The sequence below is a fragment of the Aquimarina latercula DSM 2041 genome (genome assembly GCF_000430645.1).
Taxonomy (GTDB): Bacteria; Bacteroidota; Bacteroidia; order Flavobacteriales; family Flavobacteriaceae; genus Aquimarina; species Aquimarina latercula.
Genome location: NZ_AUMK01000019.1, coordinates 46,152 through 66,345 on the forward strand (window position 1 = coordinate 46,152; position 20,194 = coordinate 66,345).

Sequence of the window (20,194 nt, forward strand, 5' to 3'; positions counted from 1 at the left end):
TCAGGGATAAATTATTTTGCCATAATACTTTTTTCTTAACTTATTTCATGAAAATGTGTTAAAACCATACATTTTTTGTCAGTAATTACTGAATTTATTAACCGAAAACGTTTTAGATTTTTGGTAAATTAGGTTATTGTGGTCAATAACAATAGATTTGACTTCAATGACAAAGAAAGTAAAAAATATCGCTGTACTTACTTCTGGAGGAGATGCTCCAGGAATGAATGCTGCCATAAGGGCGGTAGTTCGTGCGTGTAGTTATTATCAGGTAGATTGTTTCGGCGTTTATAAGGGGTATGAAGGCCTTATTCACAATGAAATGGAAAAACTGAACGCACGTTCGGTAAGGAATATTATAAATAAAGGAGGAACTTTTCTTAAATCAGCTCGTTCTAAAGATTTTCGTACAGAAGAAGGAAGAAAAAAAGCGTACGATAATTTGGTGAAGAATAATATTGATGCTCTTATTGTAATTGGAGGAGATGGTAGCTTTACAGGTGCGTTAAAGCTTTCTGAAGAGTTTAGCTTTCCAGTAGTGGGAATTCCTGGAACCATTGATAATGATATCAATGGAACTGATTACACTATAGGGTATGATACTGCTTTAAATACTGTGGTAGAAGCTATAGATAAAATAAGGGATACTGCGAGTTCGCATAATAGACTATTCTTGATTGAGGTAATGGGAAGAGATGCAGGAGATATTGCACTTAATGCAGGAATTGGAGCAGGTGCAGAAGAGATCTTGATTCCAGAAGAAGATATGGGAGTTGACAGACTTATAGAATCTTTGAAGAAAAGTAAAAAAACAGGTAAAACTTCTAGTATTATAGTTGTAGCAGAAGGAGATAAATCTGGAAAGAATATTTTTGAGTTAGGAGAATATGTAGAGGAAAACCTAGCAGATTATGAGGTTAGAGTTTCTGTATTAGGTCATATACAAAGAGGTGGATCACCAAGTTGTTATGACCGAGTTCTAGCAAGTAAGTTGGGAGTGGGGGCTGTAGAGACTTTATTAGAAGGGAAAAGTGAGGTAATGATAGGAATCGTTCATAAAAAAGTACAAATAGTTCCTTTAACAACCGCTTTAGGAAAAAGAACACACAAACACGATAGATTAATTAAAGTTGCTGATATTACTTCAGTATAAATATAACCACGTTTTAAATCAAAAACAACTAAATTATTAAGTATGAGTACGTTAAAAATTGGAATTAACGGTTTCGGTAGAATTGGAAGAATCGCATTTAGAATTGCTTCTAAGCGCGAGAATGTAGAAATAGTAGCTATTAACGATTTGTTAGATGTAAATCATTTAGCTTATTTATTGGAGTACGATTCTGTACACGGAAAATATGATGGTACTATTGCTGTAGAAAATGGAAACCTTGTAGTAAATGGTAAAGCTATTCGTGTTACTGCAGAAAGAAATCCTGAAGAATTAAAATGGGATGCAGCTGGAGTTGATGTGGTGATGGATTGTACAGGTATCTTTACAACATTAGATAAAGCCGGCGCTCATTTAAAGGCAGGTGCTAAAAAAGTTGTTATTTCTGCACCTTCTGCAGATGCACCAATGTTTGTTATGGGTGTAAACCATACAGAAGCTAAAGCAACAGATACAATTGTTTCTAATGCTTCTTGTACTACAAATTGTTTAGCTCCTTTAGCTAAAGTAATTAATGATAATTTTGGAATAGAAGAAGGCTTAATGACTACAGTTCATGCTGCAACTGCAACACAAGCAGTGGTTGATGCTCCTTCTAAAAAGAATTTTAGACTAGGACGTTCTTCATTGAATAATATTATACCATCTTCTACTGGAGCTGCGAAAGCCGTTGGTAAAGTTATACCAGAATTAAATGGTAAACTTACTGGTATGGCATTTAGAGTTCCTACAGCGGATGTTTCTGTTGTAGATCTTACGGTAAAAACAAAGAAATCTGTATCTTATGAAGACCTGAAAGCTGTTGTTAAAAAAGCTTCAGAAAATGAATTAAAGGGTGTTTTAGCATATACAGATGAGGATGTGGTATCTCAAGATTTTGTAGGAGAAGACCATACATCTACTTTTGATGCTGGAGCTGGAATTGCTTTAAATGACAATTTCTTTAAGTTAGTATCTTGGTACGATAATGAATATGGATATTCTTCTAAATTGGTAGACCTTTCATCTTATGTAGGTAATCTATAGGGAGTAATATAGTATATTGCCTCGATTTTAAACGTAATCGAGGTTTTTTAGCTGACTGCAACACACACAACAAACATATTTTTAAAATGATTTTATTAGCTGACGGTGGTTCCACTAAATGTGATTGGATTCTTCTTGATGAAGAAGGAGAAATTGTGTTTAAAACTCGTACAGAGGGTTTAAACCCTGCTGTATTTAGTAAATCTTTATTAGAAGAGAGACTTAAGGACAATGAACAACTTGCCTCTTATCGAAATAAGATAGATCGGGTACATTTTTATGGCGCTGGTTGTGGGACTAATAAGCCAACTCAGATGTTGGCAAAGATTTTTGAGGATTACTTTTCTAATGCAAATGATATTCTCGTTAAAGAAGATATGGTTGCAGCTGTCTATGCTGCTACTACAGAACCTGGGATTGTTTGTATTTTAGGTACCGGATCTAATAGTTGTTATTTTGATGGTGATGAAATAAAAATGACGGTAGATTCTTTGGGGTATATTTTGATGGATGAAGCCAGTGGAAATTACTTTGGAAAACGATTAATTAGAGATTACTATTATAAAAGAATGCCACCAGAAGTAGCAGGAGAATTTGAAAAACGTTTTGATCTTTCTTCTGATAGTATAAAAGAAAATTTATACAAAAAGGAAAATCCAAATACGTATTTAGCTTCTTTTGCAGAATTCATTTTTACAAGTGAGCGTAATGGATATTTTTATAAAATTATTACAGAAGGGATACAAGAATTTGTAGAAACAAGAGTATTATGTTTTCCTGAAGCTCAGAATGTTCCAGTACATTTTATTGGATCTATAGCGCACTTTAGTGAAGATATTATTAGAGCAGCAGTTTGGCCATATCATTTAACAGTAGGTAATATCGTTAGAAGACCTATCGATGGTATTATAGATTATTACAGAAATGATGTAATAAAAAAGAAACCAAATAATGTTTAGATAAAAAAATGAGAGGGAGAAATCAATGATAATGTTCTAATATTATCAAGTTTTCTCCTTTTTCTATTTTCCATAAACTGGCAACAAAAAAGTATCCATCCTTAAAGTCTTCGTAGTCACAACCTACAAAATAATCATCATCATCTTTTATGATCTTTTCGCAGATGTGTTGTTCCATTTTGTCTTCCCAGAAATTTTGATTTTCTTTTTTTTCAATCCAATTAATAATATCTCTTTCTGAGATAATACCTAGTTGAGTATTTTTATCTTTAATCAGTTCGTAAACCTCTTTCTCCTTAAGATATTTAATGAACTCTTTACTAATGATTTCTTCTTTCCAAATTTTTTTGGAATCCCAATTCATTAGATATTTCGTGTTTTCCTTACTTACTTTCACTCTTTTCGTTTGGGGGATAAATACAAAGTAAAAGTATATAATTTTATTTATTAAAATTATAATTTAGACTAATTCTTGTTCCTTTTCCTGGTGCGGAACTTATAAAAATTCTACCATCTATATAATTCATTCTTTCTTTCATAAAAAATAGGCCCATTCCACCTTCTGCATTATTCTTTGGTTTGTTAGGAATTTTAGTTAAATCAAACCCTTTTCCGTTATCGTTTATGGTAATACTTAATATGGATTCTGAACTATTAATAGATATTAGTATGTAGTCTGATTTAGCGTATTTGATAGCGTTGTTAACAGCCTCTTGCGTAACTCGATATAGATTAGTTTCAACTAAAGAATCAAAACGAAGTTCAGTATTCGATTTATCTTCTAAAATGATGTTCTTACTAGTTAGTTTTGTGAGTTCTTTTGCCATTTTTTGTAAAGCAATACTAATTCCATAGTCTTTTAATTCAGGAGGAGTAAGGTTAAATGTTGCTGTTCTAATTCCAAGAATTAAATCTTTAGATAGTTGTTTAAGGCCTTCTATTTTTTGATTTGTTTTTTCAATATTATTTGTGTTTATTGATTCTATATTAAATTTTAAAGCAGTAAGCATTTGCCCAATACTATCATGTATTTCTTTTGCAATTCGCTTTCTCTCTTCTTCTTGGGCTTCTACAATTAAACTAGCATTAGATTTTTGTAATTCCTCCTTTTGCTGATATTCTAAATCATTTAATCTTTCTATTTCTAGTTGTGCTTCTTTTCTCTTAGAGATATCAGAACAAAGAACTAATCTTTCTGCAGTTCCAGACTCTTTAAAAACATTTAATATTGAAACATCTAGCCACATTTTTTTATCTTCACCAGAAACAAATTCAAACTCTTCATTAAAAACACCTCCCTTATTCTGCGATATGAGTTGAAGCAGTCTATTGGATTGAAGTTCACTTAGTTTCATAAGTTCCGAAAGATTTTTTTGATAGAATTTTTGATCTACATTTAAAACTTTAGCAAAACGTTCTCCTAAGTTTTTTACAATTCCTTGCTCATTAACTCTAGCATATAAAAGGGTTTGATCTAATGCTTTAGTAAGTGATATAAGTTCTTGTACATTTTCATTTTGAATTTTTCTTAGCTTTTCGGCATTAGCAGCCATGTTAGTAGCGTCCTTTTGCGATATTAATAGATTTGAGATTGTTTTTTTAATACTTAAAGCTACCGGTCTAAATAGTAAGAAAAATTCAAAAATTAAAACCAAAATGATGAGGCCGAAAATTATATATTCAATTTTTTTAAGGCTTGATATTTTTTCCTGAGCATCTCTTTCATATCTATAAACAATAGCATCCATTTGTTTAAGAAAAAGAGGCTCGTTAAAAGTTACATTGTCCAGATGTGGTTTTAGTATTTGTTGGTTGACAGAGTCATTTTTAACTAAACTAAGTATCTCCGTGCTATTCTCGTAGATGGTTTCAAAATAAGGCTGTAAAACCAAAAACATTTTTTTTATCTCCGTGCTATCATTTTTTCCTTTAGGTATAGAATCATTATATCTTCTTAATCGCTCGTGAGATGTTTTCCAAAGTTGTATAGTAGCTTCTAATTCTTCAATATACCTTTTTTTAGATATGTTATCCGTCGTATAGCTAAGTAATAGAATTTCTTTAGTTAGTTTCTGACTAAGCATTCGCTGTCTACCAGAAATATTAATAATTTTAGAATCATCTATTTGAGAGTTAAGGTACCGTTGGATAAAAAACTGTCCGCCAATGGTAAATAAAGCAATCGCCCCTAATGCAATAATGTAAATCTTACTTAGGCGATTAAATGTTTGATGATCTAATGATTCCAGTTTGTTCAATATGATAAAATTATGCGATGGCTTGCTTAATCAAATCTAATCCTTTTTCTGAATATGATATTTTTAGTGCGGCTTGATGTCCTTTTTCAGACATTTTTCTCCAGGTCTTTTGCAAAATGTCTATGACTTTTTCTGAAGCATGTTTTTTATAAAAATCTGAGTAATAAAATTCTAGAAAAACAAGACATATAACATCTTCTAATATTTGAGTGTCTTGATCTTTTTTTAGTTTCTTTTTTTGAATTAAAAATGAAACTCGATCTATGACCTCTTGATTATAGCCTACTTTTTCAAGTATTTCTGAAGCCTTTTTTGCGTGGAATTTTTTAAGCTCTTCACGCCATTTTAAATACCCCACACGATCCATTGGGTAACTGTTTCTAGGGATTTCCCATCTACAGATATGTTGAGCCCTAGCTGCTAACTGAAGTGTTTCTGATGCTTCTGGAGTAAAATTATCCAGTGTTTGACTCATTCGTTGTCCATAGACTAATTCTTTTGCAATAGATATTCCATGAACGATTTCTTTATTAGGATCATTTGCATTTGATGCATCAATGATAGAGAATGCTTCGGTTATTTTTAAGGTTGGCATAAAAGTAATATTATTAGAATACTTGCTAAAGTAATGTTTTTTAGCAATAAAATTCTTTATTCTTCGAAGCCAATAAAAACGTTGTCATTTTCTACTTTTATTGGATAGATTGCAATGGGAGGTAAATCACCATTTAGATTTTCTCCAGTTTCTAAAGAAAAAGTTTTTTTATGAAGAGGACAAGCAACTTTAGGTATCCCGTTATGGTCTCCAATCATTCCTCTGCTTAAAACCATCTCGTTTTTTTCAGGTGATAAGTTTTGGCATGCATACCAGTTGTTTAATCTCTCAAAATTAAATACTGCAATTTGTAAATCTTTATATTTAATACAAGCCCCTCCATCTTTTGGAAAAGCATGAATTGACGCCGCTTTAAACCAAATTTTTACATCTTCTAATTTGATGGTTTTGTATTTGTTTAGAATTTCTTCCATTTAATTTTAATTATAAGTTGTTTATTATTTCCAAGGTTCAGGCATTTTTTGTTCTCTTAAGGGAACAAAAACAACATTATCGTCTTCTTCTTTGCTATTTACAAAGTGATTAAAGCGTTTCATTATTTCAGGGTCATTGACAGCTTGGGTCCACTCACATTTATACTTGTTGACCAAGGTTTTCATTTCGTTTTCTAAATCTTCAGCAATACCAAGTTTATCATCAATAATAACTTCTTTTAAATAATCTAATCCTCCTTCTAGACGTTCCTGCCATGCAGCGGTTCTTTGTAATGGTTTTGCTGTACGCATGTAAAACATTAAGTATCTATCTAGATATTTTATTACGGTTTCATTATCAATTTGTTCGGCAAATAATTCTGCATGTCTTGGTGTAGCTCCGCCATTTCCACCTACATATAAATTCCAGCCACCTTCTACAGCAATTAATCCGAAGTCTTTTCCACGTGCTTCCGCACATTCACGAATACATCCAGAAACTCCACCTTTAATTTTGTGCGGAGCTCTAATTCCTCTGTAACGATTCTCTAGTTCAATACCAAAACTTACACTTTCGTCCATTCCATAACGACACCAGGTTGAACCAACACAGGTTTTTACTGTTCTTAATGACTTCCCGTAGGCGTGACCACTTTCAAAACCATGGTCAATTAGATCTTTCCATATTAAAGGCAATTGGTTTACAGTAGCACCGAATAAGTCGATACGCACCCCACCAGTTACCTTAGTATATAAATCATATTTTTTAGCGATTTCTCCAAGTGCGATAAGTTTTTCTGGAGTAATTTCTCCTCCGGGTACTCTAGGAACTACAGAATATGTTCCATTTCGCTGTATATTGGCTAAGAAGCGATCATTAGAATCTTGAATAGCGTATTCTTCATTCGCGGTATCAGCATGAATAGTGGCCATTAAAGAAGCGACGAGTGGTTTGCATAATTCACAACCGTGACCACCATTTCCGTGATTATCTAATACCTCATTAAATGTAGTGTATCCTTTTACTTGGATTATTTTATATAAATCTTGTCTACTTAGATCAAAATGCTCACAAACCCCTTCTTTAACCTCTATACCTAATGATTTTAAGGTAGCATTGGTTAAGTCAGTTACCATAGGTTTGCAACCACCACAACCAGTTCCTGCTTTAGTACAACTAATTACTCCTGCAACATCTGTAGCTTCTCCATTTTCTATAGCGCTACAAATCTGTCCTTTAGTAACACTTTCGCAAGAACAAATTTGAGCTGCATCAGGTAAATCCATTACATCACCTAATAAGCCTCCTTCATCACCTCCACGACTACCTAATATTAGATCTTCTGGTTCTTCAGGAAGTTTCATTCCATTGATATAAATTTGGAATAGAGAATTATAATCAGAGGAATCACCTATTAAAATTCCACCTAAAAGCCTTTTTCCATCTTTAGAAATGTTTATTTTTTTATAAATACCATTTCGTTTATTTTCATATATAATTTCATCAATATCTTCTTTAGACAGATTAAGAGCATCTCCAAAACTTGCAACCTCAGTACCAATTAATTTTAATTGGGTAGACATATCAATGGACTCTGGCATTTCTGAATCACCACCTGTAATTTGTTGTACGGCAACTTCCGCCATATCGTATCCAGGAGCTACTAAACCATAAATCATACTATTTAGTAATGCGCACTCCCCAATAGCAAATATATTTTTATCAGAAGTTTCCATTTTTTGGTTGACAACAATTCCGCCACGAGTTCCAACTTCAAGGCCACATTCTCTAGCAACTTCATCTCGTGGTCGTATACCTGCAGAAACAACAAGCATGTCAACTTTTAATTCTGTATCATCAACATATTGTAAGCCTTCGATTGCTTTTTCACCTTGAAGAAATTGTGTTTGTTTCGAGAGGTGTACTTTTAAGCCCATGCTTTCAATTTTAGACTGAAGCATATCACTAGCACCTTTATCAAGTTGTCTCGGCATAAGACGAGGAGCAAACTCAACGACATGGGCATTAAGTCCTAAATTTTTAACTGCATTTGCAGCTTCAAGTCCTAATAGACCTCCACCAAGAACAGCAGCTTCAGTTTTTCCTTGAGCTTTTAATTTTTTGGCATATGCTTCTGTTGCTTCAAGATCTTCAATAGTTCTGTAAACAAAAACACCTTCTTTATCAATACCTTCAATTGGCGGAACGAAGGCTGAAGATCCAGTTGCTAATACTAAATAATCATAGGGATAGATATCTCCTCTATGATTCGCTACCGTTTTATCTTCTCGATTAATTTCAGTAATCATTTCCGAGGTATGAAGATCAATATTATTATCTTCATACCAATTAGCAGTAGACATGCTTAAATCTTCGGAAGTTTTACCATCGTAAAATTCGCTAAGATGGACTCTGTCATACGCTCGCCTTGGTTCTTCACCAAAAACTATAAGTTTGTAATCTGTAAATTTTTCTGATGCTGCAAACTTCTCACAGAACTTATAACTTACCATTCCGTTACCTATTACTACTACCTTCTTCATTAGTTACGTATTTATATATCAAAATTAAGTATTAATACGTATTTAAGTAATAAGAATTACGTAATTATCAGTATTGTAAATTAAGAATTTCAAAATAATACATTAAAAAACCTGCGAAACTGATTTCGCAGGTTTTGAATTATGGTATTGTTATTATATGCTATTGTTTTGGTTTTGGACTCCATTTTAAGAAGTTTGGTTTTACAACTAGCATTGCCCATCCCCAGTTTTGTAATCCGCTAGGATCAGCAACTCCTTTTAGAATTTCCATACTATCACCAGCAAACATCTGAGAGTATCCTATTTTTAAGGTAGCATATGGTAGTATTTTTTGAGTAAAAACTAAATCTAGTTCTGTACCTAAGTATGTATCATCAGTTCCAGCAATATCTTCTGCAGCAGAGAAATAGTGAAGTTTTGCTAATAAACTACTGCTTTTACCAGTTTTGATAACAGCTTTAGCATATATATCTTGTAATCCTACACTATTGGCATGATTCCCTACATAAAAGTAATCCATATATCCATTAAATTTATGATTCGTTCCAAAGATTGGGAAGAAAGAAGTGATCTCTCCATCTGTTCCTCCATTATCATCACCACTAAGCAGTTCTCCACCTATTCCGAATAAAGTTTTTCCTGGTTTATAGGTAACCTCTAGACCGGCGTTATATGCTGATAAATCAACTGTTTCTGTGAATTTTCCAGTTTGTGCATATAAGTTTAAAGCTATTTTTAATCCTTTAGCAGGTTTTGCAACTAAATGTGTACCAAAGGTTTGTCTATTTACAGTTCCATCGATTGGAGTTTGACCATCGGTATCTAAATTCTGATAAGAATTATTTACAAAAAGAAAACTCCCAGAAAATTTAGCCCAGTCTTTATGCAACCAAGCATAAGCCATTCCTTTGTAATCAAATACGGCTCTTGCATTTCCATCATTATTAGGATCGAATAAAGTATTTATTCTACTTACTCCGTTTTGATTAAAAGAAAAACCAAGATCTAGTTTTAAACCATTCTCATTTTTATACTTGATTAATGCAGCATCATGAAATCTTCCTTGCATTGCCCAATCCAATCCACCAAGTATTCTCTGATCGTCATAAACAAGAGCTTGTCTACCTAATTTAGTGGACCATCCACTACCAAACTTAAAATTAATCCAAGCTTGGGCTAGTGAGAAACTATTATTGTTATCAGCTGCAGCTATCTGGGGTGTATCTCCCCAAACACTTACATCCTGTACACTAAGATATGTAGAAAACTTGTCTGCAGTATATCCAAATTTTAATCGAGAACGTTGTTGTACAAATATAGCTGCATCTACTCCAGCTGGAGTTAAATTACCAAAACCGTGTAAATACTCTAATCGTGGTCTTATATCTGCATCAATACTTAATTCCTGTGCATTCCCCTTAAATACCAGTACTAGTAATAGTATGGTAAAGTATAACTTATTTTTCATTTCTTAAATTTGTTTGGTGTGAGTATAAGTATTTCTCACAGTTGCTATGTTCTTTTCAATTAATCCTATTAGCTGACGTATCAATTGAGTAACAAATCTAAGTATTAATACTTATTTTTAATGTTTTTATTAGATAAAAATACGTAGTTTTTCTTTCTGGATTATTAATTTATTGATTGTATTTTTGAATTATTCTTATCTTTGGATAGTAAGTAGTTTTTTTATAAAGAGTAGGTAATTAAGTATTATAAAGTATGGTAAGTATTGTATTGGTAGATGATCATTTTTTAGTTAGAGATGGAATTCGTTCACTTCTGGAGGATGAAAAGCAATATGAGGTTATTGGAGAGGCTTCTGATGGGAGAGAAGCTATTGAATTAGTGCAGTCGTTGTGCCCAGATATCGTAATATGTGATATAAGAATGCCAGAAATGTCCGGAATAGATACTGTAAAAGAACTTACGGCGCTATCTGTTTCTTCTAAAACAATCATGTTATCAATGCATGATTCCGATGAGTATATTTTACAATCTATTAATGCGGGGGCAGATGGATATCTGCTTAAGGATGCGGGTAAAGAGGAATTTTTGAAAGCACTGTCTACCGTAAGCAAAGGGAATAAATATTTTAGTGGAGATGTTTCTTCTATATTGGTCAAAAATTTACTTAAAAATAGTGATGAAAAGGTAGAAGAAAAAGCCTTAAAACCAACTATTGAAGGTAAGAAGGAGAAGAGTAACCCTTTTGACCTTACGAAAAGAGAAAATCAAATACTTAAGTTGGCAGTGTCCGGGATGACTAATAAAGATATTGCGGCTGAACTTGATATAAGTAAAAGAACTACAGAAGTTCATCGCTTTAACTTAATGAAAAAGATGGCGGTTAAAAATGTATTAGAATTAAGTAAAAAAGCCAGAGAATATGAGATGATTCCCTGACTTTTAGTTTTTTTAATTATTAGCTACATCTTCGTATAAATTAGTAATTTTATTAAAAGATTTTGTTAGCTGGTTTGTAGTAGCAAACATGTCTTGCAAAGTAAAGTCACCATTTAATAAACCATTTTTATTGGTTTGAAATTTTTCCCAATACGACATAACAACACCTAGTTCTTCCTCTATATCAGTGCTGTTGTAACTACTTATTAGTAATTCTCCAATCGTATTGTCAAATTTTTCATAAGTTTCATTCAATATTTTTTTATACTCAGGACTATCTCCTTTGAACATAGTAGTTGCAGTGTAGTATAGACATAATCGCTGTGATAGCATTCGCTGTCTTCCTGATATATTTATTGTTTTTGCTAAATCTTTGTTTTTATTCTGAAAAAATTGATTGTTGTAGTTATAACTGTTTTCTATACTAATAACTACATCGTTACAAGTTTTTAATAAATTGGTATTAGCTTTTACAATCCTTAAGGAGTTTTGAGCGTCTGGAGTACTTGCAATGATAGCTTTAAAATCGTCCCATAATGTTCTAACTTTTTTTAAGGATAACTTTGTTGAGCTGCTAGAGGCATTTTTAGTAAGTATTTGTAATTGCTTTTCAAATATAAACTTACTAGAGTTTAATTCCTTTTTTATCGATTGATCATTAATTCCTTTAGCGGTTAATAAATATGCTTTAGAAATCTTCTGTGATAGCATTCGTTGTTTTCCTGAGATATTTATAGCCTTCGCGTAACTAATAGCTCCGTATTTGTTCGATTGAGCTGTTAAATAAGTATTTGATATAAGAGTAATAAGGATTGTCAATAAAATTGTAGTGCTCTTCTTTTTCATAAGTAAGTTTTTACATTGTTATTAAATTATCATTGGGGTTAACCATTTTATAGGGGTTTATGGCGGTTTGGTTTGTAAAAAAAGTATTTACGCTGTAGAGATATATTTGCCAAAATACTTATTTTTTTTCGAGAAAACCAAATATTTAATACGTAGTCCTGGAGAATGCGTTTTATTGAATTGCTTAGGTTATGGGATAGCCATATTTATGATATTGTGAAACAGTTAAGTATTTGTTTATCAGATGTTTGTTTTTTTGGTACTATGTTAATGATGTCGTTTTAGATTTTTGATAGTCGAAACTGTTGATTCTATAATTATTAAGTTCTGAAATTATTAAATACGTAATTTTACAGATAAATACTTAATAATTTAGCTTAAGTGTTGTTTTTGATAAGTATTAGTACGTAGTTTGTTTCATGTTTTATAACATATAGAATTTAAACTTTAAAAATACATTAATATGGATGCCTTAGGGAAATCTACTACGCTAAATCTTTTAAACTTCAAGAATCTCTCAATTAGAACTTTTTGGATAACTTCAATTGCCTTTTTCTTATGCTTTTTTTCCTGGTTTGGTATTGTTCCCTTTATGCCTGATGTTGTTAGGGATTTGGGATTAACTCCTGATCAAAAATGGAATTCAATTATTGTTGCAGTCACAGGAACTGTATTTGCAAGACTTTTTATAGGTAAAATGTGTGATAAATATGGTCCTCGGATTTGTTACACTTGGTTATTGATGTTAGGTGCGATTCCTGTAATAATATTAGGATTGGTGCAAACTCCTATGCAGTTTATAATTTGTAGGCTTTTTATTGGTTTTATAGGAGCTTCTTTTGTGATAACGCAGTTTCATACTTCGATTATGTTTGCTCCTAATATAGTAGGTACAGCGAATGCAACTTCTGCTGGATGGGGTAATCTAGGTGGCGGTGCAAATCGTCTAGGGATGCCATTGATAGCCGCAGCAGTAGTAAGTTTTGGTATTGCAGAAACAGAAGCTTGGAGGTATTGTATGGTAATAGCGGGAGTTGTTTGTTTTTTAATGGGGATTGTGTATTACTTTTTTACGCAAGATACACCTAATGGAAATTATAAAGAACTAAAAGTTAAGGGAGAGTTACCACAATCAAAGAAAGATGAGGTGAGTTTTTTGTCAGCGATTAAGGATTATCGCGTTTGGATACTTTTTGTCATATATGCAGCTTGTTTCGGAATGGAACTTACGGTTTATGGAACAATGGATGATTATCTTCAAAATACATTTCAGTTAGAACGTGTTACAGCTGGAAATCTAGTATTGTCTTTTGCATTGATGAATATTTTTGCTAGAACGTTAGGAGGTTTTTTTGGAGATCGTTTTGGTAGGTTAAAAGGGTTGCGAGGTCGTGTGTTGTTTCTTGCGGTAATACTTGCGATAGAGGGAGTAATGCTTTCTTTGTTTTCTGGAATGAATGGATTGACTTTTGGAGTTGTTTTTTTGGTAGGCTTTAGTCTTTCGGTTCAGATGGCAGAAGGAGCAACCTTTTCTGTAGTTCCATTTATAAATAAAAAAGCAATTGGTTCTATCTCAGGAATTGTAGGAGCTGGTGGTAATGTAGGTGCCTTTGTTGCTGCTATGGTATTGAAATCAAAATCGGCAATTGCCGAGAAGACTGCAATTTTGGATAGTCAAGGTATGGGAGAAGAAGCTGTAAATGCTGCGCAAGCAGCTGCGTCTTCACAAGCGGTATCAGAGGGGTATTTTTTAATTGGTGTTTTTGTAGTGATAACTGCAATTATTTCATTAGCTATAAAATTCTCTACAGAAGATGAAAAAGCTGTTCAGAAAGAAATGAAAGCTATTCCTGTGCCGAACTAACTTATCTTAAATAATAATCAAGAAAGGCTTTTATCTGGGTAGAATACTACTTAGTTAAAAGCTTTTTCTAGTTATAAGTGAACAATTGCTACGTTATTGTTTGGTATAGCTTGTTGATTTTAAGTGTTTTGATAGGTTGTCTTTTGTTGGCATTGCGATTCTGTTAAAAATATGTCGTTAATTTTTTATATAAAATAATATTCCCCTTGTAATTTTTGTAAAATAAAAATACTTAGTTAAATACGTAATTTTAACATTCTTTATTAAGTATTTATACGTAGTTTTGATGTGTTCTATTAGCTGAATAACAAAAAAATACAAATTATGACAAAACTTAATTTTAAAATAGGGATTTTCTTAACCGCAATGACTCTTTTGTCTTGTGGTGGTGAAAAGAAGAAAGAAATAGCGTCTAGTACCACGGAATCTAAAGAGGAGGTGTCTAAACTAACTATAGAAAAACCTCAATTGACTTTTGGTTTTATAAAGTTAACGGATATGGCTCCTTTAGCTATAGCTAAGGAAAAAGGTTTTTTCGAAGATGAAGGATTGTTTGTTTCTGTAGAAGCACAATCAAATTGGAAAAATGTATTGGACCGTGTAATAGATGGTCAGTTGGATGGTTCTCATATGCTAGCGGGTCAACCTATAGCGGCTGGAGCAGGTTTTGGTAGACAAGCAGAATTAGTGACACCGTTTTCTATGGATTTAAATGGTAATGGTATTACGGTTTCTAATGATGTTTGGTCTAAAATGAAACCTAATGTCCCAAAAGGAGAGGATGGAAAACCAATTCATCCAATTACTGCAGAATCTCTTAAGCCTGTAATAGATTCTTATAAGAATGAAGGGAAGGCTTTTAAAATGGGAATGGTATTTCCAGTTTCTACACATAATTATGAAATAAGATATTGGTTAGCCGCTGCAGGTATTAATCCTGGGATGTATTCTAAGGATAATATTCAAGGTCAGATAGATGCAGATGTATTGCTATCTGTAACTCCGCCACCACAGATGCCTGCTACGCTCGAAGCTGGAACAATATACGGATACTGTGTAGGAGAACCTTGGAATCAACAAGCGGTTTTTAAAGGAATAGGTGTTCCGGTTACTACAAATTATGATATCTGGAAAAATAATCCAGAGAAGGTATTTGTGATGACAAAGAAATTTGTGGAGCAATACCCAAATACTGCTACAGCTGTTACTAAAGCATTGATTAGAGCAGGTAAGTGGTTAGATACTCCAGGAAATCGTCCAGAAGCTGTAAAAATATTATCAATGCCAGAATATGTTGGTGCTGATGAGGTAGTTTTAGCAAATTCTATGACAGGAACTTTTGAGTTTGAAAAAGGAGATAAAAGAGAAATGCCTGACTTTAATGTGTTTTATAGATACGATGCAACATATCCTTTTTATTCAGATGGTATATGGTTTTTAACTCAAATGAGAAGATGGGGGCAGATTCCAGAAAGTAAATCAGCAGAGTGGTATGATACTACTATTAAAGATATTTACCGTCCTGATATCTGGACTAAGGCAGCTAAACTATTAGTGGAAGAAGGTCATTTAGAAGCTTCAGAATTACCAAAAACAGATGGTTACAAGCCAGTAACCACAGATTTCATTGATGGCAACAAATATGATGCTAAAGATCCAATAGGGTACATCAATAGTTTTGGTATTGGTAATAAAGAAAATGTGGAAGGTGTTTCAAGCATTGAGAAATAAAAAGAGATTTTCTCTTTTTATTTCTCTTTCCATAACAAAATTAAATAATCTCTAATGCCTTGCTAGGTATTGTGTTATGGTGGTTAAAGAGAAATAAGTTTTAAAAGAAATAAAATGAAAGATAGGTCAATACATATTCTGAACTTTGTAGGATTAGGTTTTTTTGAGCCGGCTATACGATTAGCTACAGGAGAAGAAACAAAGAAGAATTTAATCGCATTACTTAAAAAGGTATTATTACCAATATTGTCAGTGGGGTTGTTTTTGTTGTTATGGCATTCTGGTGCTACATATCTTTATAATGTTGAAAAAGATGCTAGAATAGAAAAAGCGTTAGCAGATCAAGGAGAGTCGGCAGCATTAGAAATGCGAACTTGTATAGAATCTGGAGACATTAGCTGTCAACCAAATACATTACCGTCACCTGCTCAAGTTTGGACTGCTTACAAATCACTATTAGCAGATCATGCAGCAATATCTAAGAAAAAAAGTTCTTTTGCTGATAAAGTTGCAGCAACTAATGCTAAAAGAAAAGAACAGGGTTTAGCTGCTATCACTTACACAGGAAGACCGTCGTTTGTAGATCAGATTTTTACAAGTCTTAAAACAGTTTTTGCTGGTTTTTTATTGGCTTTGTTTATTGCAGTTCCAATAGGTATTATGTTGGGATTGAGTAAGACTTTAAGATCCTCTGTTAACTGGTTGATTCAAATATTTAAGCCTGTTTCTCCAGTTGTTTGGTTGTTGTTGGTTTTTATGATTGTAAAAACACTGACTAGAGGTTCTGATTCTGATAGTTCGTTTATTATTTCATTTATAAGTGTTGGTTTATGTTCCATGTGGGCAACATTGGTGAATACTAGTATGGGAGTTTCTTCTGTTGATAAGGATTATATCAATGTGGCTAAGGTGCTTCAATTGAGTGTTGCTCAAAAAGTATTTAAGATTATTTTACCATCATCATTTCCTTTGATTTTCACAGGTTTGCGCATAACATTGTCTGTGGCTTGGATGGTGCTTATTGCAATTGAGTTGTTAGCACAGAGTCCTGGATTAGGTTCTTTTGTGTGGGAAGAGTTCCAAAATGGCGCAAATGATTCTAATTCTAAGATTATTGTAGCCATGTTTGTTATCGGAATCATCGGGTTCTTATTAGATCGGGTAATGTTAACAATACAGAAGTTTGTCACTTTTACAGAAGAAACTGCTTAAAATATAAGGTATGGCATATATAGAATTAAGAAATGTATCCAAATCTTTTGGAACAGGAAAAGATCGTACAAAGGTGTTGTCCAATATCAATTTAGAAATTGAAGAAGGAGAGTTTGTAGCTATTGTTGGTTTTACTGGAAGCGGAAAAACGACTTTAATAAATCTTATTTCTGGCTTATTGATGCCGGATGAAGGAGAAGTCCTGTTTAAAGGAGAGCCTGTAACAGGGCCTGATCACGAGAGAGGAGTGATTTTTCAGAATTATTCATTGTTACCTTGGTTAAATGTACGTAATAATGTAGGGATGGCTGTAAAAGAGGCTTTTAAAAAAATGTCTAAAAAAGACAGGAGTAAGCGAGTTGAAGATTACGTAAAGATGGTTAATCTTTCGCCAGCAATAGGTAAACTTCCTAAAGAGCTTTCTGGAGGTATGAGACAGCGAGTTTCTGTAACTAGAGCTTTGTCTATGAGTCCAGAGGTAATATTGATGGATGAACCTTTAAGTGCATTAGATGCATTAACCAGAGGGAATTTACAGCAAGAGATTCTTAAAATTTGGAATAAAGATAAAAAGACTGCTTTGTTGATTACAAACGATGTCGACGAGGGAATTTTAATGGCAGATCGAATTATTCCCCTAAAACCTGGCCCAAAGGCTACACTTGGTCCAGAATATAAAATAAACCTGGAGAGACCAAGGGATAAGACAGCGCTTAATCATAACGAAGAATATAAACAACTTCGAAATAGTATTATGGAATATCTTATACAAATTGGAGAACAGAGAGCTTCAAAAAAAGATACTAATTATGTACTGCCAGATATTAAGCCAAAAATGAAACCAGCACCTTTTAGAAGATTAAGTTTTAGTTAAAAAAGATGGAAATGGAAACGTTAGAAAAAGAAGAAGTAGTAAGAAGATCGGATAATGGGCTGTTTGAGGATAAGTATATGCTAGATATTTCTCAATTAACTAAAATTTATCCTACTCCAAAAGGAGATTATGTAGTTTTGGATGATCTAGATTTAAAAGTAAAACATGAGGAGTTCATATCAATAATTGGCCATTCTGGGTGTGGTAAATCTACTTTACTTACTATGATTGCGGGTCTTAATCCTATATCTAGAGGAACTATTGTTGCGGATAATCAAACGATTAAAGGGCCTGGTCCAGATAGAGGAGTTATATTTCAGTCTCCGAGTTTATTGCCTTGGATGACAGCATATGATAATGTGATGCTTGGGGTTAAGCAAGTTTTTGCACACGGAACTAAAAAAGATAGAGATGATATTGTAAAATATTATTTATCAAAAGTAGGATTAGAAGATGCAATGCATAAGAAAGCAAAAGAACTGTCTCAAGGAATGCAGCAAAGAGTAGGGATAGCTAGAGCATTTGCTCTTAAGCCAAAAGTTTTATTGTTGGATGAGCCTTTTGGAATGTTGGATTCTTTAACAAGAGGAGAGTTGCAGGATGTGCTTATAGAAGTTTGGAATCAAGAAAAAATAACCGCTATAATGATTACACACGATGTGGATGAGTCTATTTTTTTAGCGGATCGAGTTATTATGATGACAAGTGGTCCAAGAGCTAAAGTTGGTGATATCTTAGATATTGATTTTGAAAGGCCTCGTTTAAGAAAAGATGTTTTGGAGCACCCGGATTATTATAAATATAGAGAGCACTTGATAAACTTTTTAGAGCATTAAAGGTATCTAACAAGAACTTTGTAAGCCAAAAACGCCTTATACCATTATCTAATATATATAATGGTATAAGGTGTTTTTTTTGGTTATAAGCTATGATTATAAGTTTATAGCACGTAGAATCTTATTGTTGTAACATGTGATAGATTTTAAAATTTTACTTACTCTAATTGCGGAATAATTAATTTGAATAATTATTTTTTTGTTAAAACATAATTTTTTGATGATAACCCTTAATTTTTTAGGGGTGTTTTGTGTTTTTATATCTTTTATGTATAGATTTGTATCAAAATGTAGGGGTATTTTTTATTAAAAGAAGTTTTTTATCGTATTAACCCTAAAAAAACAGGGGTTTAATTTTTAAAAGTAAAAAGTATGAATATTGAAGAATTGATAACTGTGTCAATTACGGAATTTTTAGATGTTGAGGTACATAGGGATACTGGAAATTTGGATTTCTCTTCTAAAATTGAAATTGTAAAAAAGCGAATAACTAATAAAGTAAAAAATAGTCCAGATGCATATGGTATGGTAAGTGGATCCGAAGGATATGAGTATGAGATGTTTTTTAGCAGTAACCCAAATGATATGATTAAAATTGATGGATGGATTCCAATTGATACTAGTAGGATTGAAAAAGCAGATAAAATTAATGAATATATAGAAATTGGATTGTTAAGAAGAATAGGAAGCTCTTTGAGCTAACAAACATTAGTTATTAAATCTAACGTAATCACGTTGCGTGTGGGTAGATTTTATCATTTAAAAAATTGTATAACCCAAATATAATATGAATTATGAAAGTAAATGAATTAATTACAGAAGCTATTACTGAGTTCTTAGATGTAGAAGTAAATGGAGATACAGGTAATCTCAATTTTGCATCCAAAATTGAGATTGTTAAAAAGAGAATTAGCGACAAAGTAAAGAGTAGTCCTGAATCTTATGGAGTTAATGATCTAGAGGCATATGAGTACGAAATGTTCTTTAGTAGTAATCCAAATGATATGATTAAAATAGACGGATGGCTTCCGATTGATACTAAGAAAATAGAAAAAGCAGATAAGATTAGAGAGTATATCGAAATCGGTTTGTTAAGAAGGATAGAAAAAGCTGCATAAGCTATAACGTAATAGTTCACAATTTTTTGTAAAAAAGAACAAGTTTTAAGCTCTATTTAACTAATATTGGTATATTTAATCTAGTATTTAGTTAAACAGAGCTTATTTTTAGTAGTTACAGATAAACAAGATTGTTTGCTGAAATAAGTGTTTTTTGAGAAATGAAAGATCTTCAAAATATATGGTGGTAATCTCCAATAATAATTTAGTGTTTGAAACCTTAAAGATCTAGTAGCTTTAAGTGTTTCTTGTGTTGCCGGTTATGAGAAGTCATAGCCGGCTTTTTTTGTACAAATAACTTGATAAAAGTTACAGAGGTA

18 protein-coding genes are annotated in these 20,194 nt (G+C 32.7%); 11 read left to right on the forward strand and 7 right to left on the reverse strand.

What is annotated here, in order from left to right; all coding sequences use genetic code 11:
• The first annotated feature begins 166 nt into the window (after positions 1 to 166).
• From pfkA to H526_RS0116780, 3 genes are all read left to right on the forward strand, one after another.
• A complete protein-coding gene (gene pfkA / locus H526_RS0116770) occupies positions 167 to 1,153 on the forward strand; it encodes a 6-phosphofructokinase (protein ID WP_027394066.1) in 987 nt (328 codons plus the stop codon).
• Between the two features lie 42 nt (positions 1,154 to 1,195).
• Positions 1,196 to 2,197 carry a type I glyceraldehyde-3-phosphate dehydrogenase gene (gap, locus tag H526_RS0116775; protein ID WP_027394067.1) on the forward strand — a complete coding sequence of 334 codons (1,002 nt, stop codon included), beginning with the start codon at positions 1,196 to 1,198 and terminating at the stop codon, positions 2,195 to 2,197.
• A gap of 86 nt (positions 2,198 to 2,283) precedes the next feature.
• On the forward strand, positions 2,284 to 3,156 hold the full coding sequence (locus H526_RS0116780; protein ID WP_027394068.1) for a BadF/BadG/BcrA/BcrD ATPase family protein: 873 nt from the start codon (positions 2,284 to 2,286) through the stop codon (positions 3,154 to 3,156).
• Positions 3,157 to 3,178: 22 nt separating this feature from the next.
• On the opposite strand, the gene H526_RS0116785 is transcribed toward H526_RS0116780, so the two are convergent.
• The 6 genes from H526_RS0116785 to H526_RS0116810 form a co-directional block, all read right to left on the reverse strand.
• Complete coding sequence (locus H526_RS0116785) at positions 3,179 to 3,553, reverse strand: hypothetical protein (RefSeq protein WP_027394069.1); 375 nt, start codon at positions 3,551 to 3,553, stop codon at positions 3,179 to 3,181.
• 43 nt (positions 3,554 to 3,596) lie between these two features.
• A complete protein-coding gene (locus H526_RS0116790) occupies positions 3,597 to 5,414 on the reverse strand; it encodes a sensor histidine kinase (RefSeq protein WP_027394070.1) in 1,818 nt (605 codons plus the stop codon).
• Positions 5,415 to 5,424: 10 nt separating this feature from the next.
• On the reverse strand, positions 5,425 to 6,009 hold the full coding sequence (locus H526_RS0116795) for a DUF4202 domain-containing protein (protein ID WP_027394071.1): 585 nt from the start codon (positions 6,007 to 6,009) through the stop codon (positions 5,425 to 5,427).
• A 56-nt stretch (positions 6,010 to 6,065) separates the two neighbouring features.
• Entirely contained in the window at positions 6,066 to 6,443 is a 378-nt protein-coding gene (gene nirD, locus H526_RS0116800; protein WP_027394072.1) for a nitrite reductase small subunit NirD, read from the reverse strand.
• Positions 6,444 to 6,467: 24 nt separating this feature from the next.
• Complete coding sequence (nirB, locus tag H526_RS0116805; protein ID WP_027394073.1) at positions 6,468 to 8,987, reverse strand: nitrite reductase large subunit NirB; 2,520 nt, start codon at positions 8,985 to 8,987, stop codon at positions 6,468 to 6,470.
• A 160-nt stretch (positions 8,988 to 9,147) separates the two neighbouring features.
• The gene (locus H526_RS0116810) at positions 9,148 to 10,455 is read right to left on the reverse strand and encodes an alginate export family protein (RefSeq protein WP_027394074.1); all 1,308 of its coding nucleotides are present in this window, start codon (positions 10,453 to 10,455) and stop codon (positions 9,148 to 9,150) included.
• 254 nt (positions 10,456 to 10,709) lie between these two features.
• Here H526_RS0116810 and H526_RS0116815 point away from each other — a divergent pair, with 254 nt between their 5' ends.
• Positions 10,710 to 11,393, forward strand: a complete 684-nt coding sequence (locus H526_RS0116815) for a response regulator (RefSeq protein WP_027394075.1) — start codon at positions 10,710 to 10,712, stop codon at positions 11,391 to 11,393.
• 12 nt (positions 11,394 to 11,405) lie between these two features.
• On the opposite strand, the gene H526_RS0116820 is transcribed toward H526_RS0116815, so the two are convergent.
• Positions 11,406 to 12,239 carry a type IV pili methyl-accepting chemotaxis transducer N-terminal domain-containing protein gene (locus H526_RS0116820; protein ID WP_027394076.1) on the reverse strand — a complete coding sequence of 278 codons (834 nt, stop codon included), beginning with the start codon at positions 12,237 to 12,239 and terminating at the stop codon, positions 11,406 to 11,408.
• 463 nt (positions 12,240 to 12,702) lie between these two features.
• Here H526_RS0116820 and H526_RS0116825 point away from each other — a divergent pair, with 463 nt between their 5' ends.
• From H526_RS0116825 to H526_RS0116855, 7 genes are all read left to right on the forward strand, one after another.
• Complete coding sequence (locus H526_RS0116825; RefSeq protein ID WP_027394077.1) at positions 12,703 to 14,103, forward strand: MFS transporter; 1,401 nt, start codon at positions 12,703 to 12,705, stop codon at positions 14,101 to 14,103.
• 324 nt (positions 14,104 to 14,427) lie between these two features.
• Positions 14,428 to 15,834 (forward strand): CmpA/NrtA family ABC transporter substrate-binding protein, encoded by a 1,407-nt coding sequence (locus H526_RS0116830; RefSeq protein ID WP_027394078.1) that lies wholly within the window; start codon positions 14,428 to 14,430, stop codon positions 15,832 to 15,834.
• Between the two features lie 114 nt (positions 15,835 to 15,948).
• On the forward strand, positions 15,949 to 17,046 hold the full coding sequence (locus H526_RS0116835) for an ABC transporter permease (RefSeq protein ID WP_027394079.1): 1,098 nt from the start codon (positions 15,949 to 15,951) through the stop codon (positions 17,044 to 17,046).
• 10 nt (positions 17,047 to 17,056) lie between these two features.
• Entirely contained in the window at positions 17,057 to 17,920 is an 864-nt protein-coding gene (locus H526_RS0116840) for an ABC transporter ATP-binding protein (RefSeq protein WP_027394080.1), read from the forward strand.
• 11 nt (positions 17,921 to 17,931) lie between these two features.
• On the forward strand, positions 17,932 to 18,756 hold the full coding sequence (locus tag H526_RS0116845; RefSeq protein WP_027394081.1) for an ABC transporter ATP-binding protein: 825 nt from the start codon (positions 17,932 to 17,934) through the stop codon (positions 18,754 to 18,756).
• Positions 18,757 to 19,128: 372 nt separating this feature from the next.
• Entirely contained in the window at positions 19,129 to 19,458 is a 330-nt protein-coding gene (locus tag H526_RS0116850) for a hypothetical protein (RefSeq protein ID WP_027394082.1), read from the forward strand.
• 92 nt (positions 19,459 to 19,550) lie between these two features.
• Positions 19,551 to 19,874 carry a hypothetical protein gene (locus tag H526_RS0116855; protein ID WP_027394083.1) on the forward strand — a complete coding sequence of 108 codons (324 nt, stop codon included), beginning with the start codon at positions 19,551 to 19,553 and terminating at the stop codon, positions 19,872 to 19,874.
• Positions 19,875 to 20,194: the final 320 nt, after the last annotated feature.